The organism is Donghicola sp. XS_ASV15, assembly GCF_041224595.1.
Classification (GTDB): Bacteria; Pseudomonadota; Alphaproteobacteria; order Rhodobacterales; family Rhodobacteraceae; genus Donghicola.
On the sequence record NZ_JBGFGN010000126.1, the window covers coordinates 73312 to 100190 of the forward strand.

The following is a 26879-nucleotide window of genomic DNA, read 5'->3' on the forward strand; positions in this document are numbered from 1 at the left end:
TGCATGAGCGGCTGGCCCGTTGAATACGCAAGGCGGGTGCTGTCCACAGTAGACAGCACCAACGCCGAAGCGGCGCGGATCGCGCCCGACATGACCCAACCCACATGGATCCTTGCGCTAGAGCAGACCGCCGGGCGCGGAAGGCGAGGGCGGCCATGGACGGACCCACCCGGAAATTTCGCCGCGACATTGGTTCTTCATCCGACCGAAGCACCGCATCTGACTGCCCTTCGGTCTTTCGTAGCGGCCTTGGCGCTTCATGATGCGTTTGTGACTGTCAGTGGCCGTCCCGAAGCCTTTGCGCTGAAATGGCCGAACGACGTGCTTTTGAACGGTGGGAAGGTCGCAGGGATTCTTCTTGAAAGCCTTGGGGCATTCCGTGGCGCCAGCTATTTGGCCATCGGGATCGGAGTGAATCTGATCTCTGCCCCGTCTGCAGCTCAAGTCGAAGGGCGCGCTGTTGGGCCTGTGTCCCTTTTGTCAGGGACCGGGGCGCAAGTCACGCCAGAAGAATTCTTGGACGCGCTGGCAGAGGCCTACGCGAGTTACGAGGCACAGTTTAAAACTTATGGCTTTGAGCCCATCCGCCAAGCGTGGCTTGCGCGCGCGGCGAAGCTTGGCGACGTCATTACCGCCCGCACCGGCAATACCGAGCGGGTCGGCACATTCGAGACTTTGGACGAACACGGCAACTTGGTTCTAAGGACCGCACAGGGGCGCGAAGCGATCCCCGCTGCCGACGTCTTTTTCTAAGAGGACCAGCGTATGCTCCTTGCGATTGACTGCGGAAACACAAACACCGTGTTTTCGATCTGGGACGGTAGCGAATTCATCGCCACTTGGCGCACTGCCACTGAACACCAGCGGACTGCCGATCAGTACTATGTCTGGCTGACCACACTGATGAAGCATCGTGGGATCGAGGCTGACATCACCGATGTGATTATCTCGACCACCGTGCCACGGGTTGTTTTCAATTTGCGCGTCTTTGCAGACCGGTATTTCAACACTCGCCCGTTGGTTGTCGGTAAGCCGGGATGTGAGTTGCCGGTTGAGGCCCGCGTGGACGCCGGCACCCAAGTCGGTCCAGACCGTCTGGTGAATACGGTTGCGGGCTATGACCGCTACGGCGGCGATCTGATCGTGGTTGATTTCGGAACTGCGACGACCTTTGACGTGGTCGACAGTGATGGTGCCTATATCGGCGGTGTGATTGCGCCCGGCGTGAACCTGAGCCTTGAAGCCTTGCACCAAGCCGCCGCAGCACTGCCCCATGTGGACGTCAGCAAGCCTGATCGTGTTATTGGGACGAACACAGTCGCGTGTATGCAGTCCGGCGTGTTTTGGGGCTATATTGGTCTGGTGAGCGGCATAACCAGCCGGATCAAGGCAGAAAGAGCACGCCCGATGAAAGTAATTGCCACGGGTGGGCTTGCACCCTTGTTCCAGCAGGGTGATACCCTATTTGACGTGTTTGACGAATTTCTGACGATGCACGGCCTGACCGTCATCCATGACTACAACAAGGATAAAACGCTTGAGCAGTGAGAGACTGATCTATCTTCCCCTCGGTGGCGCGGGGGAGATCGGGATGAACGCCTATGTGTACGGCTACGGCCCCAAGGACAACGAGCGCCTGATCCTCGTTGATCTGGGTGTGACCTTTCCGGACATGGACAGCACCCCCGGTGTCGACCTGATCATGCCCGACATCCAGTGGCTCGAAGAACGCAAGAACCAGCTGGACGCGATCTTTATCACCCACGCGCACGAAGACCACGTGGGCGCGGTGGGGCACCTCTATGGCCGGTTGGGCGCGCCGATCTATGCGCGTGCATTTACTGCGGCGATTGCACGTCACAAGCTGGCGGAATACGGCGTGCACGAAGGCGCGGTCCGTACTGCGTCGGCTTATCCCGAGACGACCGAGATTGGTCCGTTCAAGGTCAGCTTTGCCCCGATTTCGCACTCGATTCCAGAGAGCTCGGGTCTTGTGATCGATACCCCCGCAGGCCGGATCGTGCACTCGGGCGATTTCAAGATCGACACGACACCAGTGATCGGCGACCCCTTTGATCATCAGATGTGGGCCGAGATTGGCGCTTCGGGCGTCAAGGCGCTGATGTGTGACAGCACCAACGTGTTCAGTGACAATCCTGGCCGTTCCGAAGCAACCCTGAAGCCGAACCTCGAAGAGTTGATCGCGGCGCAGAAAGGCATGGTCGTTGCGACCACTTTTGCGTCGAACATCGCCCGTCTCCAGTCGCTTGCGACAGCGGGTCAGGCTGCGGGGCGTTCTATCTGTCTGCTGGGCCGCGCCATGCGCCGCATGGTCGAAACGGGCGTGCAAACCGGTATTCTGACGGACTTCCCCAAGACGGTAAGCGCCGAAGATGCCAACAGCATTCCGCGCGAGAACCTGATGCTGATCGTGACCGGATCGCAGGGCGAACGCCGGGCCGCAACCGCGCAGCTGGCGCAGGGCAAGTATCTGGGCCTGACTATGAAAGAGGGCGATACATTCCTCTTTTCGTCCAAAGTCATTCCGGGAAATGAGCGCGGCGTGATCCGCATCATGAACCAGTTTTCTGAGATGGGCGTGGACATCGTGGACGATGCAGGTGGTCTGTATCACGTGTCGGGCCATGCGAACCGCCCCGATCTGGTGACCATGCATGATCTGGTGAAACCCCAGATGCTGGTGCCGATGCACGGCGAACACCGCCACCTGCGAGAGCATGTGAAGGTCGCCGCCGAGCGTGGCCTACAAGGGATCGTTGCGGTTAACGGCATGATGCTGGATCTCACCGGCGATGCGCCCAAGGTCGCCGAGTACATCGACACCGGCCGTACCTATCTGGATGGCTCCGTGCAGATCGGCGCGATGGACGGCGTCGTTCGTGACCGTATCCGCATGGCGCTGAACGGGCATGTCACTGTGACTGTGATTATGGACGAAGAGGATGAACCTCTTGGCGAACCTTGGTGCGAAATCAAAGGCTTGCCTCAGATGGGGCGTAGCGGTGCGCCGCTAGTCGACGTTCTGGAAGAGGACCTATCGCAGGCCATCGGACGGGCAGGGAACAAAACCTTGGTCGATGATGACGCGCTGGAAGAGGCGTTGCGCCGTGCCGCCCGCAAGTCCGCTCTGGATGAGATCGGCAAGAAGCCCGAGGTCACCGTGGTCATCAGCCGCCTCGCATAAGATTAGAAAAGGTCGCCTCTGGCGGCCTTTTTCATGTGCTTTGTGTCAGAGACACGGACAAGAAAAAAGCGCCTCCCGAAACGGGGGCGCTTTTTGCGTTTCACTTTGGTGGCTTGATCAGAGGCCGGCTGCGCGGCGCTCGTCAAAGCTCATGGCGATGAAGCTCGGCATGTGGTCGCCCATGCCAACGATCACGCCGCGGCCTTTGTTGCTCTCGGCCACTTGATCGGCAGGGCTGCCACCGCGCTTGCGCGACTTGCTGCTGCGCGGGTTGCGCTTGGGCTGCCCTTCGGGTGCGGCGTCTGCCGCTGCCTTGGGACGATCATCCGAGCGCGACTTGGAGCGGCTGTTCCGCGGCTCTTTGGTTTGCTCTTCTGGTTCGTCCGCGAGCGGGTTTTCCAGACGCGGAATTTCTTTTTGCAGCAGCGCTTCGATTGCCGCCAAGTTCTTGTCGTCGCGGGGCTCGCTGATCATGACAGCTTTGCCATCACGGCCTGCGCGACCGGTCCGGCCGATGCGGTGAACATAGTCCTCCGCGTGGGTCGGAACGTCAAAGTTGAACACATGGGTCACGCTGGGAACGTCCAGACCACGGGCAGCCACATCAGATGCTACGAGGAATTTGATCTTGCCTTCGCGGAACTCATCCAGCGTACGGTTCCGCTGCGACTGGTCCAGATCACCGTGGATAGGCGCTGCGTCGTAACCATACTTCTTGAGCGATTTCGACACGATATCCACGTCCGACTTGCGGTTGCAGAAGATAACGGCGTTGTCCACGTTATCGCCTTCGGCATCGATCAATTTGCGCAGCAGGGCGCGTTTGCGGGTGCCGGAACGGTCCCGCTTGGCCCCTTCGAAAATGCAGACGTTCTGCGCAATCCGCTCTGACGCAGTGGCCTGACGGGCGACTTCGACCTTGGCAGGGGCCGAGAGAAAGGTGTTGGTGATCCGTTCGATTTCGGGCGCCATGGTCGCCGAGAAGAACAGGGTCTGGCGGGTAAAAGGCGTCAGGCTGAAAATGCGTTCGATGTCGGGGATGAAACCCATATCGAGCATACGGTCAGCTTCGTCCACCACCATGATTTGTACGCCGGTCAACAGCAGCTTGCCACGCTCGAAGTGGTCGAGCAGACGGCCCGGGGTCGCGATCAGAACGTCCACACCCTTGTCGATCAGGGCCTCTTGTTCCTTGAACGACACACCACCGATTAGCAGCGCTTTGGTCAGCTTCATGTGCTTAGTGTAGGTGTCGAAGTTCTCGGCCACCTGTGCCGCCAGTTCGCGGGTCGGCGCCAGAACCAAGGAGCGGGGCATACGCGCACGTGCGCGGCCCTTGCCAAGCAAGGTGATCATCGGCAGCGTGAAGCTGGCGGTCTTGCCTGTGCCTGTTTGGGCGATCCCAAGAACGTCACGCCCTTCGAGAGCGGGCGGAATCGCTCCGGCCTGAATCGGCGTCGGCGTTTCGTAGCCGGCCTCGTCGATAGCTTTCAGGACTTTCGGGTCGAGCGACAGGTCAGAAAATTTCGTCATGTGTATCCGTGGTTTACGGACACAACTGGGCCCGTAGCGGTTTCAGGAGGCACCAATCGTGCCAAACGCCCCCCGGTGAGGGCAGTTTCCGTGGGCGACATAGCCGAAAAAGCCAAAGCGGTCAATGAGAGCGGCTTTTATCCCCAATCCTGACCAAACTGACGGATGCGGGCGGCCTGTAGGCCCAGATTTCGTAAATGGAAATGGCCAAAGCGTTCCAGACGGCTCTGGAGTTCGGGCGTGGCGAGGCATACCTCGTTGTAAAAGGCCTTTAGCGCAGCTTCACCACCGCTGGCCTCGATCTCGTCAAAGAGACGGTTCAGGTTTGGGGCATCGGGATCCGGTTTCGTACCCGGCGGGGCGACAGGAGGCGCAAGTTCAGCGCGGTAGGACCCTTTGCGGCGGCGATAGGACAGGCTCTTTCGCCATTGATCCCAAGTGTGCGCATGGAGATGGCAGAGCGTCAGGTCGGGCAGTTCTGCTTCTCCGGGATTGTGAACGCCGTTCTGGATGACATTATGGATCCGAACCATCATGTCGGGCTGTTTGGTTCGGACGGCCATTTTCCCAGCAAGGTGCGACAGGAACCCGCCATTCAGGAAATCGCCATAGGTTGGGTAGATTTCGCGGGTTTGCCGGCGCCGCAGATCCCATTCTAGCGCCGCAGACTTGAAGGGCAGCTGACCGTCAGGGAACTCCTGCGCCTCGGTCGACAGCGCCTCGAGGGGGCGAATGCGGGCACAGAGTGCTTCTGGGGGCAGAGCCGCCAGTTGTGTGCGAACATCGATGTCAGCCCACAAAAACTCGTCGACGTCGATGTGAAACAACCAATCAACATCATTGTGCATGTAGGCCCACTTGGCGTTTGCGAATTGGCGGGCCTGATGCATGGGCGGGCGCTGGTGTTCTTCTCTGGGGCGGCGCATTCGCCAATACTTGGTGTCGGTGTTGATGAGAGTGACCTTCGGGTGGCCGGACAATGCCTGATCTGCGCGCGGGCAGGGGCTATCAAGGTAAAGATGCAGCTCGTCCGCGCCTAGTTCCAAATGGTGGGCAGCAAAGCTCATGATCTCTTTCGCGGTCGCTTTGATCGTCGCGACGATACCCCAGCGCGTCATTTCTTTCGCTCCTCGCGGCGGGCGAGGCGTTCGCGCATGGTCTGGATGCGGCGAAAGACCGTTCCGGGATCGCGGTTCAGCATCTCAAGCAGATGCCTTGCAAGCGGTGCGGTGACAGGGTCCGCGCCGGCATCGCGCCAGAGAGGTGCGAGCATGTTGTAGTCAAGCCCGCCTGATTTCAGCGAAAAGTCATCCATCTCTAGGGGAAGCGGTTCTTTGACCCGCTTCCCGAGCCGATAGGCCTCGGTCGGGCTTGTTCCGCCAAAGGTGCGTTCAAATTCGTAGAGCTTCATCATTGAGAACAGCAGACCAAGAGAGGCACCCGTGCGGCGCTGCTCTTCGGTTTGGCCATGATCGGCGAAGGTCTGCAACGAAGAGACCAGCCAGCGTGCGTTCAGCTCTGCCAACAGAACATCCGAATGCTCTGCCCAAATCCGGCAGAACAGGGCGGGCGCATGGTCCGGCCATTGTCTGCGCCGCAAATAGGCGATCAGCAGAGCATTCAGATGAGCCAGTTCCGATGCTCCAGCCAGTTCCACAGCCAGCGCATGGGACTTGAAACCAAACCGTGAGGCGGGTTTGATCAGAGGGTCTGCTGGGTCGGGCATTCTGCGCTGGACCATCGCTGCCAGGTCACAGTTCAGCGGTGGCAAACCTTCGTCATCGCGGGCGGTCAAAGGATCACGGCGCTCTTCCCATCGGGTCGTAACGCCTTCGAATCCTTCGGGATATGTAAGTTCTTTGGCCATAAGCTCATGGTGCGATTTGCGCGTCTCTGGCGCAAGCCCGCATTGCTTTTTGAGAGAGGCTAGACCAGAGAAACCAGCATTTCGCAAAATGCGGTTGTATCGTAGCGAGCGCCACTTTCATCGGCCAAGGGCAGCCGAACGCACGGGATGCCGAAAGTGTCGGTGACATGGGCGCACTGCTGTTCCTGCACCGACAGGTCACACAGCACATGGGTGATCAGGTCTGTTGCCGCCGCGCTCTTGCCAGCATCCTGTCTTAGGATCGAAAGCAGCGCCCCAACTTGATCAGCGAGATCCATTCCATAGCATTCCGGATCGGCCCCCAGACTTGGGACATAGATTTTCGGGACCTGACGCGCGGCAATTTCCTTGCCCGTCCGCGCGGGCAAGAGGTTCGCGCCGACGCTCGAAAACAGGCTTCCGGGCGGGTAGCAGATCAAGTCGGCCTTGCCGATCAATCGTCGGTTGCGCTTGGGTAACGTGATCTCATTGGCTGGAACCTCGCGATCTCCGTCCGACAGGAAGAGCCGCGTGATCCGCGCTTTGGGCGCGTCCAGTTCTTTGCCGGTGATCTGTTTCTGACCAATCACCATGCGGCCATCGTCATACTCTGCACCGATGTGAAGATTGGCGTCGATAACAGATCGCACGGTGCCCAGAACATCCATCATCTTGGACATCATGAACAGCGCGGGCTCCATAAGCCGTTCATGCTCTAGATAGCCGCCCGCGATCACGAGGTTCCCGACACTGCCTCCGGCATAGTCGAAATCGATCGGTGCCCGCTGCGCAAAGGACCGAAGGTGAGAGATGACGAGCATCCGCATGGGCTGCGGGACGGCGCGGACAAGGTCATGCTCGCCCGATAGTACCAATTCGACTTCGCGTTCCAGCGCCTGCGGTGCGGCGTCCGACGGAAAGCGGTGGGAGAAAAGCCGCACAATGTCAGGCTGTCCCAGATCGGTTTCTTCGGCCAGCGCCATGATCCGGCTGCGCAGATCACCGACTGCGGGCATCCCAAACGCGTTGCGCAACACCTCGGAACTGCCGCCGCTGTCGAATGGCGTGATCAGATGGGCGGAGTTATGGGTGTAGGATTTCAGCCTGCGCGAGATGCTGTTCAGCGCGCTGCCGCCGCTGAAAAAGAGCAGTCGTGGCCCTTTGTGCGGCGCGCTCAGGCAGCGTGAGACGCGAAGTTCATCCGGCATGGAAACGCTTCGCGTCAGAGAAATTCCCTGCATTTTCCTGCTACTCCACAGCACTCCGATGGGGTTTGCCTTTATCCCTAGCCAGCCGTTTCGGGTTGGGCAACGAGAAAGCCAAAGGGCGGGAGGTTTTCTGACGCGCGTCCGGCTGCGTGTTGCGAAAAATAGATTTGGAAATGCCGTCGACGCTGCAAAAAGCAAAAGCCCCGGCGCAGTGCCCGGGGCTTTCGTGACTTAGACCATCATTTCTTTGGTTGCCGTCAGGCTCAGTTCAGGGTGATCTCGGACCACGCGGTCGATGTCCCATTGCATGCGGGTCAGGTACACGACGTCGCCATCGTGATCGAACGCGATGTGCTGCTTGTTCGTGTTGACGAACTTGTCCACGTCAGCCTTGGCACCGGACACCCAACGGGCGCTGGTGAACTGGCTCGCTTCAAAACGCACGGGCAGGCCGTATTCCAGCTCGATCCGGCTGGCCAAAACTTCGAACTGCAGCGCGCCGACAACGCCAACGATAAAGCCCGAGCCGATGTTCGGTTTGAACACCTTGGCCGCGCCTTCTTCGGCGAATTGCATCAGCGCCTTTTCTAGGTGCTTGGCCTTCATCGGGTCGCCCGCACGGACGCCTTGCAGCAGTTCAGGCGCAAAGCTGGGGATACCGGTGGCGCGGATCGCCTCACCCTCGGTCAGAGTGTCGCCGATGCGCAGCTGGCCGTGGTTCGGGATGCCGATGATGTCACCAGCCCAAGCCTCTTCGGCCAGCTCGCGGTCCGAGGCAAGGAACAGCACAGGGTTCGAGATTGCCATGGGCTTCTTGGTGCGCACATGGGTCAGCTTCATGCCACGCTTGAAGTGGCCCGAGGCCAAGCGCACAAACGCCACGCGGTCGCGGTGCTTGGGGTCCATATTCGCCTGCACCTTGAACACAAAGCCGGCGACCTTGGTTTCATCGGGGCTGATCTGACGGGGATCGGCGCTCTGGGGTTGGGGCTCGGGGCCGTAGTTGGCAATCCCGTCCATCAATTCCTTGACGCCAAAGCTGTTGATCGCAGAGCCGAACCAGATCGGGGTCATGTGCCCTTCGAGCACCGACTGAGGGTCGAGCGCAGGCAGCAGTTCGCGGGCCATCTCGACCTCTTCGCACAGCTGGTCCAGCATGTCGGCGGGGATGTGTTCGCCCAGTTTGGGATCGTCCAGACCCTGGATTTTGATCGACTCGGCGACCTTGTTCCGGTCGGCACGGTCCATCAGTTCCAGCCGGTCGTTGATCATGTCGTAGCAACCCAAGAAATCGCGGCCCACGCCGATCGGCCAGCTGGCAGGCGTCACGTCGATGGCGAGGTTTTCCTGAATCTCGTCGATGATCTCGAAGGTGTCACGGCTCTCGCGGTCCATCTTGTTACAGAAGGTCAGGATGGGCAGGTCGCGCAAACGGCAGACCTCGAACAGCTTCTGGGTCTGGCTTTCCACGCCCTTCGCACCGTCGATCACCATGATCGCCGCGTCCACCGCCGTCAGGGTGCGGTAGGTGTCTTCGGAGAAGTCCGAGTGACCGGGGGTGTCGACCAGGTTGAAGCGATAGTTTTCGAAATCGAACGACATCGCCGAGGCGCTGACCGAAATCCCGCGATCTTGTTCCATCTTCATGAAGTCCGAACGCGTGCGGCGCGCTTCGCCTTTGGCGCGGACCTGACCGGCCATCTGGATCGCACCACCGTATAGCAGGAATTTTTCCGTCAGAGTCGTCTTGCCGGCGTCGGGGTGCGAAATAATCGCAAACGTCCGGCGGCGGGCGATCTCAGGGGGTAGGGCGGGGCGATTGGTCGATGTATCCAGCATGGCCTCGCGCATACAGCGCCCGCTGGATTTCGGCAAGCCTGCCTTGCAGCCCCTAGCCCGAAGAGGCGCTGCGAATGCGTTTCAGGATGTCCGGCGCTTGCAGCAGGCTTTCGGGCACTTCCAGAGATTGCGTCGTGAGGCCCGCATCGCCAAGCGCGTTTTCGGTCACGCTTTGGATGACGTCTTCGGGCAGGGCGGCTTCGGTCCTCAGGTCCAGCAGCAGCGTCTCTGCCGCGATGCCTTCTGCGTAAATAATCTGATGTTCGTCGAACAGCAGCTGGAAGTAATCCACAAAGCCTCCCTCGCGCCAAAAGATCGTGTCGCCGTTGATCAAGTGGCGCGCTTTGATGAGCACTTCCGAGCGGCCCGCGCCAAGATGGTCCTGACGCTGATAGATAAAGAGCCGGTGCTCTGGGCTGACAACCAAGTCGTGTTCGTTGTTCAATGTGCCTTCGGTGATGACAATTGGTGCAAAAGCTCCGGCAGCGCGCACGGTGCTCTGGCCAATCCAGCGAATCTGCTGAATGCCAGCGTCACGGGTCAGGACGCGGTCGCCCACTTGCAGGGTCTCGATGCGGGCCTGCTTGCCCGATGCCAGAGTGATATGGGTGCCGCGTGAAAACGCCACACAGGCCACTTGTGCCAGTTTCTGCGCCGCATCGTCGGTGTTGATGCCCACCAGCGCGTAATCATCGCCCGGAACCAGCCGCGCCAATGGGAGCAGGTAGACTTCTTGGACATTCATCTCCTCGTCCAGTTCGACGAGAATCAGTGCTTCGGTGGTGTCGCCGCGCGGAGACATCAGGGTGATCGAGCTGTCTAGCACGGTCAGGTTTCCCGCCAGTCCGACCTCGGTATCCGGCGCAATCCGCGCTCTGTTGCGGGTTTCGGGAAGGATCGACAGGCGCTCTGCTACCCCTTTTTCAAGGCAGTATACGTCATCGAGAGTTAGATCTTCGGCAAAAGAAAGCGTGTCACCGATGTTCGCCCCAGAAACCACGATGAACTGTTCGCTCCGGTAAACGGGCAAACTCTGAGGAGGCAGTGACATAACTCGGGACGAATTGCCCATAGGACGGTTTCCTTTGTCTCGCTTCTGATTACTTATTCAAGGAATGAGGGCGAATCTAGGTCAGCTTTATGATGGAACAGGGCGAACCCCTGAAGTTCCCTTAAATAACGACGAGATGTCCGCTCAAATAAGCTCAAGGGGAGAGAATAATGGATTTAGGTATCGCAGGGAAACGTGCTCTGGTCTGTGCATCCAGCAAAGGTCTGGGGCGCGGGTGCGCCGAAGCGCTGGCTGAGGCGGGGGTCAATCTGGTCCTGAACGCTCGCGGTGCAGAGGCCCTAGAGGCCACTGCCGCACAGATTCGCGAAACCTATGGCGTGAGTGTCGAGACCGTCGCAGCGGATGTCACGACCGAAGAGGGCCGCGCACAACTGTTGGAAGTGGCCGGACAGGTCGACATTCTGGTGAACAATGCGGGTGGACCGCCCCCAGGCAGCTGGAAGGACTGGGATCGCGAAGACTTCATCGCGGCGCTGGATGCCAACATGCTGGCACCGATCGCGCTGATCAAAGCGCTCGTCCCGGGTATGGAAGAGCGCGGCTGGGGCCGTGTGGTCAACATCACCAGCGTTTCGGTGAAATCGCCGATCGCAGTTTTGGGTCTGTCGAATTCGGCTCGCGCGGGTCTGACCGGTTATGTGGCAGGCACCTCGCGTCAGGTCGCACCGAGCGGTGTGATCATGAACAACCTGCTGCCGGGCATCCATGCGACGGACCGCATGACCTCGCTCGACAGCAACACGGCCAAAGCAGAGGGTATCACCGCCGACGAGGCCAAGGCGCGTCGCTTGGGCGGTATTCCTACTGGCACCTACGGAGATGCCCGAGATTTCGGCGCCACATGCGCCTTTATGTGTTCTCAGTACGCAAAATTCATGGTGGGGCAGAACGTTCTGCTGGATGGCGGCGCGACAAACGTCACGATGTAAACGGCGCAACCTGCTCTGATTGGCCGCACCCCCGTGGTGCGGTCTAACCTGCTGGATTGCTTGCAGGGTAGGGGGCGGCTTGCTATCAGCAGATGACCCGACAGAAATTGTCGGAAACGTACGAGGTTCCCTTTGCATCACCCCGCTCCGACACCCCGCCTTGAAATCCGTAACCTGATCCGCAGCTTTGACGGAAAGCAGGTCGTGAAAGGGGTCTCTTTGACGGTCCTGCCAGGTCAGGTCACCTGTTTGCTTGGCCCGTCGGGGTGTGGCAAATCGACGACCCTGCGCATGATCGCGGGCGTCGAGATGCAGGACAGCGGCGAAATCTACGTGGATGGAAACCTGATCTGTGACACGGTCTTTCGCGTGCCGCCAGAACGCCGCTCGATCGGTTTGATGTTTCAGGACTTCGCGTTGTTCCCGCATCTGAGCGTGGCCGAAAACGTTGCTTTCGGGCTGAAGGGCAGCAAAGACGAAAAGCGTGGTCGTGTTGAAGAACTGCTGAGCAAGGTCGCGATGGACCGCTACTACGACTCTTATCCGCACGAACTGTCGGGCGGGGAACAGCAGCGCGTGGCCTTGGCCCGCGCCTTGGCACCGCGCCCGAAGATCATGCTGATGGACGAGCCATTCTCGGGCCTCGATAACCGTCTGCGCGATGATATTCGTGATGAAACCTTGGCCGTTCTCAAGGACGAGGATACCGCCGTCTTGCTCGTGACCCACGAGCCCGAAGAGGCGATGCGCATGGCGGACGAGATCGCGTTGATGCGCGATGGGGTGATCGTTCAACAGGGCGCGCCCTATAACATCTACAACAATCCGATCGACAAGCGGGCGGTCTCTTTTTTTAGTGATATCAACGTAATCCGAGGCGTTGTGAACGGAGCCCTGACCGAGACGCCCTTTGGCCAGTTCCTTGCGCCCGGTGTGCCTGATGGCGCAGAGGTGGACATTGTGATCCGCCCTCAGCACATCCGGATTGACCTAGATCGCGGGGGACGCGGGCCGAATCCGACCCCTGTAGATGGCACGCCAGCGCGCGGTGTGGTCGAGCGTGCCAGATTTATGGGCAAAGAAAGTTTGGTAGAATTTCGAATGGATTTCGACGGGTCGATCATGCGGGCCACTGTGCCGGGTGTGTTCCTGCCTAAGCCGGGCAAACCCCTGTGGCTTATGCTGCGCCGTGACCGGTGTTTCGTCTACCCGGCAACCACCTAAAGACAGTCGCGTGCCAGCAAAAAGTTGCCCGTATCAAGGGGCTGGCGAAACAAATGCAAAAAAACCGACCTTTTGGACCGTTTCGCGCTTTTAACCCTGCGACAGACTCCATACATATTATTTCGATGTTTGTGCGAGGCTCGGCGAAATAATGGATCGGGCCCCTGCAAGGGAGAGAATACATGCTGAATAACATCGGGCTGCCCGGTCTTCTTCTGATCGCTGTTGTTGTGCTGGTCCTGTTTGGACGCGGCAAGATCAGCTCGCTGATGGGCGAAGTTGGCAAGGGCATCACCGCCTTCAAAAAGGGCGTCAAAGACGGCTCTGAAGAGCTGGATGACAAAAGCGACGAAGCGCGCGACGTGACCCCCGCCGAAGAAAAAGACAAGGCGTAAGCCCACATGCTTGACCTTGGCTGGAGCGAGTTGCTGCTGATCGGAATCGTGGCGCTGATCGTCGTCGGTCCCAAGGACTTGCCTGTTCTGTTCCGCAACGTTGGACGGTTCGTGGGCAAGGCCAAAGGCATGGCTCGCGAATTCTCTCGGGCGATGGAACAGGCTGCCGACGACGCTGGCGTCAAAGATGCTGCCAACAGCTTCAAGAATGCCGCGTCCTACAAGGACATGGGCCTCGACAGCGTCAAAGATGCGGCCAAGAGCTTCACCGACTGGAACCCTGACGCCGAGGCGCGGGGCATGGACGAAAAGCGGGCGGACGCCGCACGCAAGATCCATGACGCAACTGCCCGCAAAGCGCAGACCCGTCAGGACGCCGAAGCCAAGGCCGCAGCAGATGCCGCCAGCGCCGACGCGCCTGCCAGCCCTGCACCAGCACCGGCCAGCACCAGCGGCGACAGGGAATAACGGACCCCGTACATGACCAAAACCGACGAGATCGAAGATTCCTCGGCCCCGCTGATCGAGCATCTGGCTGAGCTTCGTACCCGACTGATCCGCGCCATGCTCGCCTTTGTGGTTGGCATGGTGATCTGTTTCACCGTGTGGAACCCGATCTTCAACTTCCTGACCGAACCTCTGTGCTCGGCGCTCGCGGCGCGCGGGCAGGAGGATTGCGGCCTTGTCCTGATCAAGCTGCAAGAGGGTTTCTTTGTGGCTGTGTCGATCTCGCTCTTGGGCGGTTTGGTGCTGTCCTTCCCGATGATCAGCTACCAGCTGTGGCGCTTTGTTGCGCCCGGCCTGTATAAATCCGAGAAGGGCGCGTTTCTGCCGTTCTTGGTGGCGTCGCCCTTTATGTTTTTTCTGGGTGCGTCCTTTGCCTATTTCGTCGTAACGCCCTTGGCATTCGACTTCTTCCTTGGCTTCCAACAGGATGGCAGTCTCGTGACAGATGGCGAAGTGCAGCAGACCCAGCACAGCGCGATCGCCTTTATGGGCTCTGCGCAGGAATACCTGAGCCTGACCATCAAGTTCATCGTGGCGTTTGGTCTGTGTTTCCAGCTGCCTGTCTTGCTGACCTTGCTTGGGAAGGCCGGCATTGTCAGCGCAGAGGGCCTTGGTGCGGTGCGGAAATACGCGGTGGTGGCGATCCTGATCCTCGCCGCTGTGGTGACGCCGCCGGATATTATCACGCAGGTGATCCTGTTTGTCGTGGTCTACGGTCTGTACGAAATCTCGATCTTCCTTGTTGCCCGTGTTGAGAAGAAGCGCGAAGCGCGTCTGCGGGCCGAAGGCTACTATGACGACGAAGAAGAAGAGGATCTGGCCGAAGATCCCCTGCACACCAATGATCCTCTGATGAAAGAATTCGACGAGGACGAAGAGGACCGCAAGTGACCGATCCTTTGGAACGTATAGCAGCGGCGCTGGAGCGGATGGCTCCGGCGCCGCTGGCCGCTCCGGACTTTGACAGTGCCGATGCCTTCTTGTGGCAGACTGCGCCAGAGCGTTTGACCCCCGTGAACAAAGTGTCCCGCGTGGATTTCGACCTGCTGGTCGGCATTAACCGCAGCCGCGACACGTTGCTGGCGAACACCCGCCAGTTCGCCAAGGGCTATCCTGCGAACAACGCGCTGCTTTGGGGCGCGCGGGGCATGGGTAAATCCAGTCTGGTCAAGGCTGTGCACGCCAAGCTGCTGGACGAAGGCTTGCCACTGAAAGTGGTCGAACTCGCCCGCGAGGACTTGCCCACCGTAGCGCGTCTGATGGACCTGCTGCGCGACGCGCCACAGCATCGGTTTATTCTGTTCTGCGATGACCTCAGCTTCAGCCACGACGACCAGCACTACAAATCGCTCAAGGCCGTTCTGGATGGCGGTATCGCAGGGCGTCCGGACAATGTGATTTTCTACGCGACCTCGAACCGCCGTCACCTGATGCCGCGGGACATGATCGAGAATGAACGCTCTAGCGCGATAAACCCCGCCGAAGCGGTCGAAGAAAAGGTCTCACTGTCGGACCGTTTCGGCCTGTGGCTAGGCTTCCATCCCTGTTCGCAGGACGAGTACATGTCGATGATCTTTGGCTACGTGGCGGCCCATGACATGACCGTAGACGAAGAGACCGTGCGCGCCGAGGCGATTGAATGGACAGCAACACGAGGGGCCCGTTCTGGCCGCGTGGCGTGGCAGTTCTTTACCGATCTGGCAGGACGGCACGGCGTTTCGCTCTGACCGTTACCTCAGCTCTCAAACAAAAAGGCCCCTTCGTAGTGAAGGGGCCTTTTGCATCTCTGGGTGATGCCAGATCAGTTCAGGTAATCTGTCGGATCGACGCTCTCGAAGCCATCGCGGACCTCGAAGTGCAGGATCGCAGGGCTGCCTGCACGGACCTTGGCGATGGTCTGGCCACGGCTGACTGTGTCACCTTTTTTGACCTGCAGGTCATCGATATAGGCGTAGACGGTCAGCAGGTTGTTGGCGTGCTTAACCACAAGGATCGGTACTTGGTTCGCGTCTGCGGTGATCGCAGCGACGGTGCCGGATTCGGCAGCCTTGACTGATGTGCCTGCGGACGAGGCGATGTCGATACCCTCGTTGCTGCCCTTTTTGTAGTCACGCACGATGTTGCCCTGAACCGGCCAGCCCAGACGGCCACCGGTTTTGGCCGTCTGCTCGACTTTGGGTGCTGCTGGGGCCTCAACCGGTTCAGCGGCGGGCTTGGTCTGCTCTTTGGGCAATGGCGTGGTGGCCGACGGCGGGGTCGGAGTCGGCGAGCCATTGCCAGGCGATTGGGGTTTCGAGGCAACGGCTGTGGTGGACGTTGTGCGGGCCGCAGCGGATTGTTCGGAGACGGGGATCAACAGAACCTGACCTTCGCGGACGGTGAAATTGCTGTCCAGACCGTTCCATTCGCCAAGGCTCCGGACCGACACGCCATACTGGCGCGCGATGATAAAGGCGGTTTCGCCGCGCACGACTTTGTGGCGAACAGGCGTTTGCCCTGCAGGCATCACTGGTGCGGGGGCAGGGGCTGCGTTTGCTGGCGGCGAGATGGCGTTCGGGCTGCTGTCGATAGCATTTCCAGCAAGCGTTGTGATGTCTACCGATGAAGGCGCACCAAGCGATGTGGTCTCGATGCCTGAGGGTGCGCTGACGGTGGCGTCGATCTTGCGTGGCAGCGCAAGCAGTTCGTCGCGCTGCAAGTTGTCGCCCACGGTCAGACCGTTATACGAGGCAAGCTCCTGCGCATTCAGGCCTAGTCGATCTGCCACTTGTTGCACGGTCTCGCCGTTGCGGGCCAAGGCAACTTGGTAGCTGGGATAGGAAATCACGCCGCGCGAGTCGGGCGTGGGGCGTCTTAGGGTACCGCTGGTGACGGCGGACGAGGTATCAAACCCCTTGCCGACGCTGCGCATATCCAGATCCAGACTGTTCGGATCACAGGCAGACAGCAGTCCGACGCCGAGAACGGCGGTCAACGCTCTGGGAAAGCGCGTTTGGGTGAAGCGGGTCATCTCGATCATCCTCTCGTGCGGGCTCTTGTGGTCTGCGGCCAAATAGCAGGGCCCTTGGGTACTAAAAAATAGCCTAGTCTTTTCCAAGCCCCTCGACGAGAGGCACAAAGCGCACAGGGCGCAATTCATCGTAGTGCAGGCCGTCTTCGGCCTTGGTCACGCGGATCAGGCTCTGGACCGCATCCGATTGCCCCACGGGCAACACCATAATACCGCCGACCTTGAGTTGCGCCAAGAGCGGACCGGGGGCATCTTCGGCCGCTGCGGTCACAATGATCCGATCAAAAGGGGCCTGCTCGGGAAGCCCAAAGCTGCCATCGCCGTTCAGAGCCGTGATGTTGTTTAGATCAAGTCGGCTAAAGAGGTTTTGCGCATCTTTCACCAGCCGCGCATGGCGGTCGATGGTATAGACGCGGCGCACCAGCTGCGACAGGATCGCTGCCTGATAGCCAGAGCCTGTTCCGATCTCCAGAACCTTGTCGCGCGGGGACAGCTTTAGCGCTTGGGTCATCATTGCGACGACGGAGGGCTGGGAAATTGTCTGGCCGCAGGCGATGGGCAAGGGGGTGTCTTCGTAGACGCGAGACGAGAAGATGCCTTTGACAAAGTAAGAGCGGTCGACGGCCTCCATCGCGGACAGCACGCGCATATCCGTCACGCCATGCGAGCGCAGGGCGAACATGAACTGCATCTTCTGCTGAGCTAATTCGTCCATCATCATCCCTGATTCAGAGCGTCGCCGAGCGCGCCCATCATGTCATGGGCGGTGAAATCCGCGCGCATGGGGGTGACCGAGATGTAGCCGTTCAGGTTCACATCCGCATCGCAGCCCTCTTGGGTCATAGCGCGCTGGTCGCCGCCACGGGCCCACAGAAACATCCGGCCAGAGGGCGACTTGTGCGGCTCGACCGCGAAGCTGGTGCCAAGGCGCACACCTTGGGGGGCCGCGCGCACGCCTTTGACGCCTGCTGCCGGCACGGGCGGGAAGTTGACGTTGTAGAACGTACGGTAGGTGGGGCCATCGGGCAGACTGGCGTCCAGAATTTTCTGGATGGTCGCGGCGCCGTGGGTGCGCGATGCCTCGAACGGGTCTTCGATGTCGTAGTTTTCTGGACCGAGGTACTGGGACAGGGCAAAAGACGGTATGCCCTGAAGGGCGCCTTCGAGCGCGCCGCCAAGGGTGCCAGAATACAGCGCGTTCTCGGCCGAGTTGTTACCACGGTTAACGCCAGACAGGATCAGATCCGGAGGCGTATCTTTCAGAACATGGTGCACACCGGCCAGCACGCAATCGGCTGGGCTGCCCTCTGCCGCGAACCGGCGGTGGCCCATCTGTGCGATCATCGTGGGATGGGTGTAGCTGATGCAGTGGGATACACCCGACTGTTCAAATGCGGGGGCAACGACCCAGACCTCGTCATCAGCTCCGGCGAGTGTGGCGGCAATCTCTTCAAGCACGACCAAACCGGGCGCGTTGATGCCGTCGTCGTTGGTAATGAGAATGCGCATGACCTGCCCCTGAACTGTTTCTTAATTTGTGAATAGTTCAGGCAAAGGGGCAGGTCCAGCGGTGGGTCAGGCGAAAAGCTGATCCAACAGTTTTTTGGCAACATCCATTGGCGCATTCAGCGCTTCGCGATCCTCGCCCGGGTGGAAACGCGCACGGGTGGCAGTTGGCATCGGATCGGGCTGGGTGATTACGACACGCGGGCCAAGACGTTCAGTCTCTTTTTGCCAGCTGCGGGCAAGGGCGATCTGCGCGGCTTTGGTCGCGCCATAGGCACCGTACAGCTTCTCGCCCGCCTTGGGGTCGTCAAAGAACACAGCCGTGCCTTTGTCACCCAGAAGCGGCGAGATGTAAGGGATCAGCACACCGGTTGCGGTGGCGTTGACCGCCATCGACTTGTCCCAATCCTTGGCCATGATGTGGTCAGCGGGGGTCAGCGCGGTCGCGTGCACCGCAGTGTGTGCCCATAGGTCGATCTTGCCCCAGCGGTCATAGATGCTGCGGCACAGTTGGGCCATCGCGTCGCGGTTGGTGATGTCCATCGGGGCCAGCGTGGCGCTGCCGCCCCGAGCCTGAATGCGGTCATCCAGCTCTTCGAGCGCGCCGGTGGTGCGGGCCACGGCAACAATGTGGTACTCGGCCGAGAGGAGCTCGGACAGGGCGGCCCCGAGGCCGCGCGAGGCGCCGGTCACAAGGGCGATCTTGGGTGCGTTGGTCTGTTCCATGGGCGATCAGATTTCAGGCTTTGGCGGCGGGATCAAGATGGCATTGCTGCAAATTGTCGGCCCTGCGGCGAAAAGAGCGGCGAACCGCGCTCTTTGGTTGACACAAGCGCTGGCCTGCGCGGAACTGAACGCCACAGATTAACTGCGGAAATTCCCAATGACTGAAATTGTTCTCTACGGCCATCCTGATTCCGGCCACGCCTGCAAAGTCGCCTTGGCCCTGTCGCTGGCGGACATTCCCCACCGGACTGTATTTGTGGATATTTGGGCCGAACGCGCCACGCGGCCCGCCGATTTTCTGGCGGTCAGCCCCTTGGGCGAGGTGCCGGTGCTGGTCATTGACGGCACGCCGTACTTCCAGTCAGGCGCGATCCTGATGCAGATCGCGGAACGTTTTGGTGTTTTGGGCGGAGAAAGCGCCGAAGGCACGGCGCGCGGTCGCAGCATCCTGATGTGGGAGGCGAACCGTATCGGGATGTGCTTGCCCCAACTGAAGCAGGCCCACGTGGATCAGTTCGTGGGCTGGGACCCTGCGGTGATCAAATGGCTCGAAGGGCGCTTTGCGGTCGATGCGGCGAATTTCGATGTGCTGCTGGGGGATGCGCCGTTTCTGCACGGGGATGCGCCGGGTTTTGGTGATGTGCAGGTCTGGGGTTATGTGCAGTGGGTGCGCGAGGCGGGCCAAGAGCCGACCGAAAAGATGCAAGAGTGGATGGACCAGATGCTGGCACTGCCCGCGATGCGCGCGCCCGCGGATTTCTTTCCGGCCTAATGTTCAAACAAAAAAGCCCTCGGCCGGAAGGCCAAGGGCGGATTGTCTTGCGATCAAAAGGACTTATTCAGCGGCCTTCAGCTCGAAGCCTTTTTCGATCATGTCGCGCGGGCGCACAGGGTATTCGCCCGAGAAGCACGCGTCACAGAACTGCGGGCAGCTGTTGTTGCGGCCATCGGGTTCGCCTGCAGCGCGGTACAGACCATCCAGAGAGATGAACTTGAGGCTGTCGACACCGAGGTAGTCGCCCATTTCCTCTTCGCTCATGCGGGCCGCCAGCAGCTTCTCTCGGTCGGGGGTGTCCACACCGTAGAAGCAGGGCCACGCGGTGGGCGGCGACGCGATGCGGAAGTGCACTTCGGCCGCGCCTGCGTCCAGCAGCATGTCCTTGATCTTGCGGCTGGTGGTGCCGCGTACAACCGAGTCGTCCACGAGGATGACGCGTTTGCCTTTGATCAGGGCACGGTTCACGTTCAGCTTCAGGCGCACACCCATGTTCCGGATTTGCTCTGTCGGCTCAATGAACGTCCGGCCCATGTACTGGTTGCGGATGATGCCCATGCCGTAGGGAATGCCAGATTCGTGGCTGAACCCGATTGCAGCGGGGGTGCCGCTGTCCGGAACGGGACAGACCAGATCTGCATCAACGGCCGCTTCGCGCGCCAGTTCCACACCGATCTGGCGGCGGGTCTCATAAACCGAGCGGCCCCCAAGGATCGAGTCGGGGCGCGAGAAGTATACCTGCTCGAACACGCAGAAGCGCGATTTCGCGGCTTCGAAGGGGCGGTGCGACTTCAGGTGACCATGCTCGATCACCACCATCTCGCCGGGTTCGACTTCGCGGACGAACTCTGCACCGATGATGTCCAGCGCACAGGTTTCCGAGGACAGCGCGTAGCCATCATCACCAATGCGGCCAATCACCAGCGGGCGCACGCCCAAGGGATCACGAACACCGATCAGTTTGGTGCGGGTCATGGCGACGACGCTGAACGCGCCCTCGACTCGGCGCAGAGCGTCTTTCATCCGCTCGGGCACGTTCTGTTGCAGCGAACGGGCCATCAAGTGGATGATGCATTCCGAATCCGAGCTGGACTGGAAGATCGACCCACGCTCGATCAGTTCGCGGCGCAGGGCGTTTGCGTTGGTGATGTTCCCGTTGTGGGCAATGGCAGCGCCACCCATCGAGAATTCACCAAAGAACGGCTGCACGTCGCGGATCGCGGTGTTGCCTTTGGAGCCAGCGGTAGAGTAGCGCACGTGGCCGATCGCGAGCGGACCGGGGAGCGTCTCCATGAGGCTCTGTTTTGTAAAGTTGTCACGGACATAGCCAAAGCGGCGTGCCGAATTGAAACCCTGTTCCGGATCGTGGCTGACAATACCGCCTGCTTCCTGACCACGGTGCTGCAGCGCATGAAGGCCAAGAGCAACAAAGTTTGCTGCATCTTTTACACCAACAACACCGAAAACACCGCACTCTTCGCGCAGTTTGTCATCATCGAACGGATGGGCGGGGGGCATCTGGGCGGTCAAGAGGGGTCTCCGAATCCAAGAATGGCCTAGCACGGCCCCATATAAGGGCCGTGCGCAGAAGTGTCACGAAAGGATTACATTCGTGAATAGAAGTTTATCATTTCGTGTTCAGTTACCCGCGGGGGCGCCACAGCGACCAACCAGACCTTCGTACTGCTGGGTGATCCAGCCAAGCGCCTGTTCGGGGTTCTGCTCTTCGATTTGGCCAGTCATCTTGCTGAAGACAACGGCCGAACGCGAATTGTTTACCACCTCGACGGTTTGGGTGGTCATGACCGTGTTATAGAGGAAGAATGCGATCCCCACGAGAAGGATGCCGCGCACAACGCCGAACACAAAGCCAAGCGCCTGATCAACACCGCCAAGGGCACTTTCCTGCACGAGGCTGGAAAAGAGGGGGGTGAATAGGGACACGACGACCAAAGCCAGCGCGAAGACGCAAGCAAAGGCCGTGATGATCGAGAGCTCGCAGCTGTCCGACAAGAAGTCGCCGACAACAGGGATTTCGGTGACTAATGGTTCGACCGCAGGAGCAAAGATGAACGCTAGAACCGCGGCCGCGATCCAGCCCGCGATGGCCAACGCTTCGCGGACGATCCCACGAGAGAATGCCAGCAGCGCCGATAGGACCACCACGCCCGCGACGACTGCGTCAATTATCGTGAAACCTTCCATGCGTATTCCCCGCCTTGGGCGCGTTATCCAGCGCCGAAAATGTCACCAACAAATCCGGTCAAATCCGCAAAGGTGCGGGTTTGCATGCCGGCTGTGTCCCCGTCCTTTTTCGCATTAGGGACGATTGCGGTTGAAAAACCAAGTTTTTGGGCTTCTTTCAACCTGTTTTCCGTCTGACCTACGGGACGTATGGCGCCAGAGAGACTGATTTCCCCGAATACCACAGTGTCTTTGGGCAGGGCCGCGTCTTCTCTGGCAGACAAAAGCGCTGCTGCAACGGCCAAATCTGCGGCTGGTTCAGAAATCTTCATCCCGCCCGCAACATTCAGGTAAACATCCAGTCCTGCAAAGGCGATGCCGCATCGCGCCTCCAGAACGGCGAGGATCATGGCGAGGCGGGCCGAATCCCATCCGACCACTGCGCGGCGCGGTTGGGAGTGCGGACTGGGGGCGACCAGCGCCTGCATTTCGACCAGAACAGGACGCGTCCCTTCGATCCCAGAGAACACAACAGAACCGGGCGTCGGTTCCCCGCGTTCGGACAGAAACAGGGCAGAGGGATTGGACACTTCGGACAGACCGCCGCCGGTCATCTCGAACACACCGATTTCGTCCGCGGGACCAAAGCGGTTTTTTACGCTGCGCAGGATGCGGAATTGATGACCGCGCTCGCCCTCGAAATAAAGAACGGTGTCGACCATGTGTTCCACGACGCGGGGGCCTGCGATCTGACCTTCTTTGGTCACGTGGCCCACCAGAATCACCGCCATGCCGCGTTGTTTTGCGAAGGTGGTTAATTCATGCGCGGCCGCCCGAACCTGACTCACGCTTCCTGGTGCGCTCTCAACATGATCGGCCCACATGGTCTGGATCGAGTCGATGATGGCCAGATCGGGCTTTTCGGTTTCCAGAGTGGTCAGGATATCCCGCAGGTTGGTTTCTGCCCCGAGCAGGACCGGCGCGTGGGACAGGCCCAAGCGTTGAGCGCGCATACGAACCTGAGCGCTGGCTTCCTCGCCCGAGATATACACGACCTTCAGTCCTGCTTCGGCAAAACGCGCGGCCCCTTGGAGCAGCAGGGTCGATTTCCCGATGCCCGGATCGCCGCCCACCAGAATCGCCGAGGCATCCACCAGTCCGCCACCGAGTACGCGGTCCAATTCGCTCATCCCGCTCATGGTGCGGGGCGGGGGGGCTTCGGTCGTGCCCAGGTCGGTTAGGGGGATGCTTCGTCCCTTCATCGCGCCAAGGGTTTTCTTAGCGGGGCCCGCAGTGGACAGGGGCACCTCTTCTTCGATGGAGTTCCATGCACCGCAGCCATCGCAGCGGCCCGACCATTTTGTGTAGGACGCCCCGCATTCGGAGCATTTGAAAATCGCTTTCTTTGCCATAGTGCAGATGTGCCTATTCAGGGGGCAAAGCGCAAGTGTTCTTTTTATGTTCCGATTTGGTGAGCGTTAGAATGAACTGGATTATCACAAGCGTTGTAAAGAGATAGAGGCCCCACCCGGTCTCAAGCCGGCCGATCCCGATGCCTTTGGCCAGAGTAATGTATAGGGCGATCAGGAAGACATCGGCCATGGCGAGGCGCCCCAGCAAAGTAACCCAGCGTGGGGCACCGCGAACGATGCCAAAATCGGCCAGAGCGATTGCAATAGACTTGGCCATCGGTGCGACCATTGCAAACAGCGCGACGACAACGGCTAGGACAATGTCTGTTGACCAGAGGCTGGCAATGCCGGACAGCACTGAGATTTCTGATAGACCAAAGAGCGGCAGGACCCCCGCGCGGGCCAGCGGAGCCCACCACGCCACGGGGTACAGGAACAGGCAGGCCAGATTGGCCCACCGCCGGATCAGAACCAAGTGGTCCATCCCCACAGCACCAGCCAGACGACGAAGCCAATCCCGTGTAGGTAATCGAACCAAGGCCAGCGCGACCCGTGGGATGTGGCGCAGGCCAGCATCATCACCGACGCGGACAAGGGCACCATGACACCGCCGCCGTAGGTTTTGATCGAAGAGGCCCAGACCGCAATCGGTGCGGTGTAGAGCCCGAGCGCGGGGACGACATAATACGCGACCGCACTAATGAGGCAGAGGATCAGCGCACCAATGGCCCAAAAACGGGCGGGGCTGCGGCAAACGATCGCCTTGGCCAGAGCGATGGGTAAAAGACCAGCGAGGTACAGACCATTTCGCAGGGCAAAGAAAATCAGAACTGGATAACTGGGCTCTAGCAATATGCGCCCTCCTCGGTAGTTAGCGCACCGCGGCAATAGGCCCTTCGGCACGGCCGTGAATAAACTGGTCCACATATGGATCGCCAGACGTGTCCATATCGTTAACGGGTCCGGTCCATTTCACAACGCCATCGTGCAGCATCGCCACGTTATCGGCAATGGCCCGCACACTGGTCATGTCATGGGTGATCGTTAACGCGGTGGCCCCCATCTCCGTCACAATTTCACGGATCAGGTCATTGATAACACCCGACATAATCGGGTCGAGGCCAGTGGTGGGTTCGTCAAAGAAAATGATTTCGGGATCTGCGGCAATCGCACGGGCCAAGCCAACACGTTTTTGCATGCCGCCAGAAAGTTCAGCGGGGAACTTGTCCGCGACTTCGGGCTTCAGGCCCACGCGCCGCAGCTTTTCAATCGCAACTTCGCGGGCTTCGTCTTTGGGGCGTTTCAATGCTCCCCGCATCAGGCGAAAGGCCACGTTTTGCCAGACAGGGATACTGTCGAACAGGGCAGCGCCTTGAAACAACATCCCGAAACGAGCAAGGAAGGCGTCGCGGCTCGCGTCCTCGACATTCTGCCCGTCCACAAAAATCTGGCCCTGATCGGGTTTGATCAGACCCAGAATGCACTTGAGCGTCACGGATTTCCCCGTGCCGGACCCGCCAATGATCACCAAAGAGCTGCCCTTGGTCACGGTCAAATCAACCCCGCGCAGAACGTGGTTGGCCCCGAAGGTCTTGTGGATATCGCGAAGCTCGATCATGCGGCAAAGAACAGTTCAGTGAGAATGTAGTTGGCCGCGAAAATCAACACCGAGGCCGAGACCACAGCAGATTTTGTGGCCGCGCCAACGCCTTGGGCACCGCGGCCTGATTGCATGCCGTGATAGCAGCCCATGGTCGCAACGATAAAGCCAAAGGCTGCGCCTTTGAACAGGCCGCTGGTGATGTCCCAAGGCTCTAGGAAATCGACGGTGTTTTTCAGGTAGGTCGCCGCGTTGAAGTCCAGACGTCCGACGCCGACCAGATAGCCGCCCATGATGCCGACCGAGTCACCAACAGCCACCAGCACCGGTACGGCCAGAGTGGCCGCCAGAACGCGGGGCAGGGTCAAGTACTTCATCGGGTGGGTGGACAGGGTGACAAGCGCGTCAATCTGTTCGGTAACCTTCATGGTGCCAATCTCGGCGGCGATCGAACTGGCCACACGTGCCGCAACCATCAGGCCGCCCAAAACGGGGCCAAGTTCGCGCACCATGCCGATCGCCACGATTGAGGGCACGACCGCTTCGGCGCCATAGCGCGATCCACCTGCAAAGATCTGCAGCGCCAGCGCGCCGCCGGTAAAGAATGCGGTCAGGCCAACGACGGGCAAAGACAGCCATCCGATCTGGATCAGCGCGTGCCAGAACTCGCGCCCATAGAAGGGCGGGCGGAACAGGTGGCTAATGGTTTCCAGCGCAAAGAGCGCGACCGAGCCGACCTTGGCCAGCGCGGCCATGACCGCGCGACCGATGGATGCCAGAAATTGGATCATGCGCCGAGGTATTCCCGCTGATACCGCGCGCCGAGCGAGGTCAGGATTTCATACCCGATGGTGCCCGCATAGGTTGCAACTGTGTCCACAGTCTGACGCAAACCAAGGAAGGTGACGCTTTCGGGGGTGTGGTCCAATTCGCTGATATCGATGCCGATCAGGTCCATCGACACGCGCCCCAGAATGTCACAGGGCGTTTCGCCCACGAAAACCTGACCTTTGCCAGACTGCGCGCGGATGATGCCATCCGCGTAACCTGCAGCGATGGTCGCGACACGGGTTTCTTTGTGGGCGACCCACGTGTTGCCGTATCCCACGCTTTCGCCAATGCCGACGGTGCGGGCTTGGATCACGGGGATGTTGAGGTAGGCCACAGGACGCGCACCGGTAAAGGGCTCGCCGCCGTACATGCCGATACCTGGGCGGGTGACGTCGAAATGAAAATCGCGGCCCATTAAAATGCCGCCGGTTGCAGACAGAGACTTGGGCGCGTCGATGCCAGCGGTCATATCGCGGAAAGCTTCCAGCTGCTGTGCATTCATCGCGTGATCAGGTTCATCCGCGCAGGCAAGGTGGCTCATCACCAGTTCGGGGCCCTTGGCCATCACGGCGTCGCGGATGTCGGCCCAGTCCTCAGGCTCTAGGCCTAGACGGTTCATGCCGCTGTCCAGCTGAATGCCAAAAGGCAGGTCAGGGCACTCGGACTGATGCCGCTGCCACTGCTCGCCAGAATTCAGCATGGGGATCAGACCGTTGTCGCGCAGAACGGCCGCGTCGCCTGCCATATGTCCGCCGAAAACATGGATGGTTGCGTCGGTGCCAACGGCCTTGCGCACCTCAATGCCTTCTTCGGCGATAGCGACGAAGAAACGCTTGGCGCCTTCGCGCGCCAGTCGGGTGGCGACCTGTGTGGCCCCCAGCCCGTATCCATCAGCTTTGACGACCGCGCCAGCTTCGGCAGAGCCCGAAGCTGCAGCGAGGTCGCGCCAGTTCGCCGCGAGGGCGTCGAGATCAATCTTGAGTACAGAGCGTGCCATAGCGCCTAGATGCCATGCCCTATGATAGGGTCAAGTGAAATCGCAGATGGGTTGATCCA

Annotated in this window: 29 protein-coding genes; 11 read left to right on the forward strand and 18 right to left on the reverse strand. The window is 59.9% G+C overall.

What is annotated here, in order from left to right:
* Positions 1 to 3 precede the first annotated feature (3 nt).
* The 3 genes from AB9K37_RS07640 to AB9K37_RS07650 are packed head-to-tail and all read left to right on the forward strand — an operon-like array spanning position 4 to position 3205.
* Positions 4 to 753 carry a biotin--[acetyl-CoA-carboxylase] ligase gene (locus AB9K37_RS07640; protein ID WP_369836733.1) on the forward strand — a complete coding sequence of 250 codons (750 nt, stop codon included), beginning with the start codon at positions 4 to 6 and terminating at the stop codon, positions 751 to 753.
* 12 nt (positions 754 to 765) lie between these two features.
* On the forward strand, positions 766 to 1548 hold the full coding sequence (locus AB9K37_RS07645) for a type III pantothenate kinase (protein WP_293708030.1): 783 nt from the start codon (positions 766 to 768) through the stop codon (positions 1546 to 1548).
* Positions 1538 to 3205, forward strand: coding sequence for a ribonuclease J (locus tag AB9K37_RS07650; protein WP_369836736.1), 1668 nt, complete (start codon positions 1538 to 1540; stop codon positions 3203 to 3205). The genes AB9K37_RS07645 and AB9K37_RS07650 overlap by 11 nt, the downstream gene beginning before the upstream one ends.
* Positions 3206 to 3322: 117 nt before the next feature.
* Here AB9K37_RS07650 and AB9K37_RS07655 read toward each other — a convergent pair whose 3' ends face one another.
* The 6 genes from AB9K37_RS07655 to AB9K37_RS07680 all read right to left on the reverse strand — a co-directional run bounded on the left by AB9K37_RS07655 (position 3323) and on the right by AB9K37_RS07680 (position 10724).
* A complete protein-coding gene (locus AB9K37_RS07655) occupies positions 3323 to 4738 on the reverse strand; it encodes a DEAD/DEAH box helicase (RefSeq protein ID WP_369836738.1) in 1416 nt (471 codons plus the stop codon).
* A gap of 137 nt (positions 4739 to 4875) precedes the next feature.
* The gene (locus tag AB9K37_RS07660; protein WP_369836741.1) at positions 4876 to 5856 is read right to left on the reverse strand and encodes a glycosyltransferase family 2 protein; all 981 of its coding nucleotides are present in this window, start codon (positions 5854 to 5856) and stop codon (positions 4876 to 4878) included.
* Positions 5853 to 6605, reverse strand: a complete 753-nt coding sequence (locus tag AB9K37_RS07665; RefSeq protein ID WP_369836743.1) for a hypothetical protein — start codon at positions 6603 to 6605, stop codon at positions 5853 to 5855. The genes AB9K37_RS07660 and AB9K37_RS07665 overlap by 4 nt, the downstream gene beginning before the upstream one ends.
* Positions 6606 to 6664: 59 nt before the next feature.
* Positions 6665 to 7813: a GAK system CofD-like protein gene (locus AB9K37_RS07670; RefSeq protein WP_369836746.1), complete on the reverse strand. Its 1149-nt coding sequence runs from the start codon at positions 7811 to 7813 to the stop codon at positions 6665 to 6667.
* Positions 7814 to 8044: 231 nt separating this feature from the next.
* Entirely contained in the window at positions 8045 to 9652 is a 1608-nt protein-coding gene (locus tag AB9K37_RS07675) for a peptide chain release factor 3 (protein ID WP_369836831.1), read from the reverse strand.
* 52 nt (positions 9653 to 9704) lie between these two features.
* On the reverse strand, positions 9705 to 10724 hold the full coding sequence (locus AB9K37_RS07680; RefSeq protein WP_369836749.1) for a Hint domain-containing protein: 1020 nt from the start codon (positions 10722 to 10724) through the stop codon (positions 9705 to 9707).
* 149 nt (positions 10725 to 10873) lie between these two features.
* Between AB9K37_RS07680 and AB9K37_RS07685 the strand changes: the two genes are divergently transcribed.
* The 6 genes from AB9K37_RS07685 to AB9K37_RS07710 all read left to right on the forward strand — a co-directional run bounded on the left by AB9K37_RS07685 (position 10874) and on the right by AB9K37_RS07710 (position 15506).
* A complete protein-coding gene (locus AB9K37_RS07685) occupies positions 10874 to 11653 on the forward strand; it encodes an SDR family oxidoreductase (protein WP_369836752.1) in 780 nt (259 codons plus the stop codon).
* 132 nt (positions 11654 to 11785) lie between these two features.
* A complete protein-coding gene (locus AB9K37_RS07690) occupies positions 11786 to 12877 on the forward strand; it encodes an ABC transporter ATP-binding protein (RefSeq protein WP_369836754.1) in 1092 nt (363 codons plus the stop codon).
* A gap of 182 nt (positions 12878 to 13059) precedes the next feature.
* Entirely contained in the window at positions 13060 to 13272 is a 213-nt protein-coding gene (locus tag AB9K37_RS07695; RefSeq protein WP_369836757.1) for a twin-arginine translocase TatA/TatE family subunit, read from the forward strand.
* Positions 13273 to 13278: 6 nt separating this feature from the next.
* On the forward strand, positions 13279 to 13740 hold the full coding sequence (gene tatB, locus AB9K37_RS07700) for a Sec-independent protein translocase protein TatB (protein WP_369836760.1): 462 nt from the start codon (positions 13279 to 13281) through the stop codon (positions 13738 to 13740).
* A gap of 12 nt (positions 13741 to 13752) precedes the next feature.
* The gene (gene tatC / locus AB9K37_RS07705; protein ID WP_369836763.1) at positions 13753 to 14670 is read left to right on the forward strand and encodes a twin-arginine translocase subunit TatC; all 918 of its coding nucleotides are present in this window, start codon (positions 13753 to 13755) and stop codon (positions 14668 to 14670) included.
* Positions 14667 to 15506: an ATP-binding protein gene (locus AB9K37_RS07710; protein WP_369836766.1), complete on the forward strand. Its 840-nt coding sequence runs from the start codon at positions 14667 to 14669 to the stop codon at positions 15504 to 15506. The genes tatC and AB9K37_RS07710 overlap by 4 nt, the downstream gene beginning before the upstream one ends.
* Positions 15507 to 15580: 74 nt before the next feature.
* Here the strand turns inward: AB9K37_RS07710 and AB9K37_RS07715 are convergent, their stop codons facing one another.
* From AB9K37_RS07715 to AB9K37_RS07730, 4 genes are all read right to left on the reverse strand, one after another.
* Positions 15581 to 16789 carry a peptidoglycan DD-metalloendopeptidase family protein gene (locus tag AB9K37_RS07715; protein ID WP_369836769.1) on the reverse strand — a complete coding sequence of 403 codons (1209 nt, stop codon included), beginning with the start codon at positions 16787 to 16789 and terminating at the stop codon, positions 15581 to 15583.
* 73 nt (positions 16790 to 16862) lie between these two features.
* Complete coding sequence (locus AB9K37_RS07720; protein WP_369836772.1) at positions 16863 to 17504, reverse strand: protein-L-isoaspartate(D-aspartate) O-methyltransferase; 642 nt, start codon at positions 17502 to 17504, stop codon at positions 16863 to 16865.
* A gap of 2 nt (positions 17505 to 17506) precedes the next feature.
* A complete protein-coding gene (surE, locus tag AB9K37_RS07725; protein ID WP_369836775.1) occupies positions 17507 to 18298 on the reverse strand; it encodes a 5'/3'-nucleotidase SurE in 792 nt (263 codons plus the stop codon).
* A 66-nt stretch (positions 18299 to 18364) separates the two neighbouring features.
* Entirely contained in the window at positions 18365 to 19021 is a 657-nt protein-coding gene (locus AB9K37_RS07730; RefSeq protein WP_369836778.1) for an SDR family NAD(P)-dependent oxidoreductase, read from the reverse strand.
* On the opposite strand from AB9K37_RS07730, the gene AB9K37_RS07735 reads away from it, so the two are divergent.
* Positions 19020 to 19163, forward strand: a complete 144-nt coding sequence (locus AB9K37_RS07735) for a hypothetical protein (RefSeq protein ID WP_369836781.1) — start codon at positions 19020 to 19022, stop codon at positions 19161 to 19163. The genes AB9K37_RS07730 and AB9K37_RS07735 overlap by 2 nt on opposite strands.
* Before the next feature lie 15 nt (positions 19164 to 19178).
* The gene (locus AB9K37_RS07740) at positions 19179 to 19793 is read left to right on the forward strand and encodes a glutathione S-transferase family protein (RefSeq protein WP_369836784.1); all 615 of its coding nucleotides are present in this window, start codon (positions 19179 to 19181) and stop codon (positions 19791 to 19793) included.
* 63 nt (positions 19794 to 19856) lie between these two features.
* Here the strand turns inward: AB9K37_RS07740 and purF are convergent, their stop codons facing one another.
* The 8 genes from purF to alr all read right to left on the reverse strand — a co-directional run bounded on the left by purF (position 19857) and on the right by alr (position 26820).
* On the reverse strand, positions 19857 to 21314 hold the full coding sequence (gene purF / locus AB9K37_RS07745) for an amidophosphoribosyltransferase (protein ID WP_369836834.1): 1458 nt from the start codon (positions 21312 to 21314) through the stop codon (positions 19857 to 19859).
* A gap of 120 nt (positions 21315 to 21434) precedes the next feature.
* Positions 21435 to 22001 (reverse strand): CvpA family protein, encoded by a 567-nt coding sequence (locus AB9K37_RS07750; RefSeq protein ID WP_369836787.1) that lies wholly within the window; start codon positions 21999 to 22001, stop codon positions 21435 to 21437.
* A gap of 23 nt (positions 22002 to 22024) precedes the next feature.
* Entirely contained in the window at positions 22025 to 23392 is a 1368-nt protein-coding gene (radA, locus tag AB9K37_RS07755) for a DNA repair protein RadA (RefSeq protein WP_303961067.1), read from the reverse strand.
* 13 nt (positions 23393 to 23405) lie between these two features.
* Positions 23406 to 23876 (reverse strand): paraquat-inducible protein A, encoded by a 471-nt coding sequence (locus AB9K37_RS07760; RefSeq protein ID WP_369836790.1) that lies wholly within the window; start codon positions 23874 to 23876, stop codon positions 23406 to 23408.
* Complete coding sequence (locus tag AB9K37_RS07765) at positions 23858 to 24244, reverse strand: hypothetical protein (RefSeq protein ID WP_369836793.1); 387 nt, start codon at positions 24242 to 24244, stop codon at positions 23858 to 23860. Before AB9K37_RS07765 ends, AB9K37_RS07760 begins: the two co-directional genes overlap by 19 nt.
* A 19-nt stretch (positions 24245 to 24263) precedes the next feature.
* Positions 24264 to 25010 (reverse strand): ABC transporter ATP-binding protein, encoded by a 747-nt coding sequence (locus tag AB9K37_RS07770; protein WP_293709006.1) that lies wholly within the window; start codon positions 25008 to 25010, stop codon positions 24264 to 24266.
* A complete protein-coding gene (locus AB9K37_RS07775; protein ID WP_369836796.1) occupies positions 25007 to 25783 on the reverse strand; it encodes an MlaE family ABC transporter permease in 777 nt (258 codons plus the stop codon). The genes AB9K37_RS07770 and AB9K37_RS07775 overlap by 4 nt, the downstream gene beginning before the upstream one ends.
* Positions 25780 to 26820, reverse strand: a complete 1041-nt coding sequence (gene alr / locus AB9K37_RS07780) for an alanine racemase (RefSeq protein WP_369836799.1) — start codon at positions 26818 to 26820, stop codon at positions 25780 to 25782. The genes AB9K37_RS07775 and alr overlap by 4 nt, the downstream gene beginning before the upstream one ends.
* Positions 26821 to 26879: the final 59 nt, after the last annotated feature.